Source organism: Nostoc sp., from assembly GCF_054880495.1.
On record NZ_JBTYKD010000207.1, the window covers coordinates 1 to 2,056 of the forward strand.

Sequence of the window (2,056 nt, forward strand, 5' to 3'; positions counted from 1 at the left end):
CGGGGATGACCTGCCACTTGCAAGGACAAATGTCCTTGTTTGGTATGCTCGATCTGGGCTAAAGCTCAGTGGCTTCAGAGAAAGAGTTGCTTACTCTCACTCTATATATATGTACATCAGTATCTACTAGTTTCTGAGCGATCGCGCCAATTGACGATAATAAAGATGGGAGAGAGATGCAATAAAAGAGCAAGGCAACTGTTACCTAGAAGCAATGACACAGACGGCAGCAATTACAGAAGCGATTACCACTCTATTGGATGCAGAAAATCGATTCGGTTTCGTCCGCGTTGAAGATGAGCAGTTTTTCCCAGAGTGGTATGAGGGATTACCTGAAATTACAGAAGCGGAAAAAGCTTCTGTGGATGTCCTGCGGCGTAGATATCTGTATCATCGTGCTGTCGCTGATTTACTAGAAGGGACAGTCATATTGTTGGTGGTGTCACCAATTCTTGCACTCTCCGGGTTTTACCATCCTCCTTTTCGGATTAAGGCTGAATCATCCGTGGAACTAGTGCTGAATGATGGCGAGGAGATACTGCTCGGACGGATTGACGTTTTAGTGCTGCAAGATCAGTTCTGGGTCATGGTGTTAGAGTCAAAAAAAACCACGCTTTCGGTTTGGTCAGCTGTACCGCAAGCCCTGGCTTACCTGATGGCTAACCCCAACCCCAATAAACCTGTGTTCGGTATGGTGACGAATGGCGACGATATTTTATTTGTGAAAGTGACGCAAACAAATACGCCACAGTACGACCTGTCAAGGGTCTTCGCCCCGTTTGCATCCGCCAGAGAACTGTACAGTGTTTTGCAAATTCTCAAGCGGATTGGTCAGGTAATCTCTGCTGCGTCATAAGCTCACTCAGGAAAGTCCCGTCCAGATGGTGAAGCGATTGCTCTTGGCGGGGGGTTACGCCATCGCTCTTTGTGGGGCATTGATATCACAATTGATATCATTCCTTCCCTATGCAGTCAAATGTCACCGCACAGGGTCAGGCATTCAGCGATGAAGGCGGCGCTCAATGCGATCGCCTCTCGTCATAGGTTGGGTTGACGTAAGCAAACCCAACATCCACAATTCTCAAACAAAGTGCGATCGCCCATCTTCCATAGACAAAGATTGAGTAAACCAATTGACCTCCTCAGTTAAAGCAGAATTAATTACACAGATGTTTTATTTTCAATTAGCTGCTGTACAGCAATATTGTAAAATTGTGTGAAGGGATTGCAGTGCGATCGCCTGTAAATTGGTTTGGCGATGAAAAGCGCGATCTGCCTTTGGCGGCAGCGCTTCGCTATCGCCTCTAAGATAGACAAAGTTTTTCAGTAATTAAGATATCTCCTAAGTGTTTGTGCGACCAAGAGTAATCTGAATTCAGTTTCATTTATGCCACGCCAAAATCAGTATACTGACGGACTTGAGGAGGATGAAAGCCCAAGATAATGTCCTCTCTAGGAACTCCTGCTTCTAACAACTCCTCAGCTACAGGACGATTAGTACCATCATGTTGAATCCAGATTTTTCCTTGGATGATATCAATATGTACCACCGAACCATGTACCCGACGTTGCCCATCCCAGCCTACGTGCAGCAGTTCATAACGATCTCTTTGAGGGTCGATAATTGCTTCGGTCTCAATCTGACCGTGAGAAGGCTTATACAACGCAATCTCATCAATTAACTGGCGGACTATGTGGCGATAGCGTTCTAAGGTATCCATTGCACAATCCTTACTTGTTCCTCATCAAATACCAAGAGTTTAATTTGCAAACGTTTTATGATTAGCTGTCCTAGTTTTTCTGTAAAAATAGTCTCATAGGAGCGTCTGGGAACGGCTAAGTAGAGTATTCGTTCTGGTGCGATTTCTGTCAGAATACTTTGATAGACACCATATTGCCCTACTGCTTCTTCTAGATCGCGGACTGGAGAAGGTTTTAAAAAGCTCTTAATCTCAACGGCTATTTTCTGATCGTCCTTTTGCGCGGCGATCGCTCTTTTTTCTATCCCCAGATCGACATAGAGTTCTCGACCGCCGTAGGATAAAAGTAAGGGGTC

General features: G+C 45.2%; 3 protein-coding genes. 1 reads left to right on the forward strand and 2 read right to left on the reverse strand.

Features of this window, described 5'->3' with window-relative positions; genetic code table 11:
* The first annotated feature begins 214 nt into the window (after nt 1-214).
* Entirely contained in the window at nt 215-856 is a 642-nt protein-coding gene (locus ACYTXL_RS19335) for a type I restriction endonuclease subunit R (RefSeq protein ID WP_461926158.1), read from the forward strand.
* 529 nt (nt 857-1,385) lie between these two features.
* On the opposite strand, the gene ACYTXL_RS19340 is transcribed toward ACYTXL_RS19335, so the two are convergent.
* Both ACYTXL_RS19340 and ACYTXL_RS19345 read right to left on the reverse strand, forming a co-directional pair.
* Nucleotides 1,386-1,721, reverse strand: coding sequence for a XisI protein (locus tag ACYTXL_RS19340; RefSeq protein WP_335108837.1), 336 nt, complete (start codon nt 1,719-1,721; stop codon nt 1,386-1,388).
* Nucleotides 1,709-2,056, reverse strand: a 348-nt coding sequence (locus ACYTXL_RS19345) for an element excision factor XisH family protein (RefSeq protein WP_461926159.1), incomplete at its 5' end; no start/stop codon positions are given. The genes ACYTXL_RS19345 and ACYTXL_RS19340, both read right to left, overlap by 13 nt.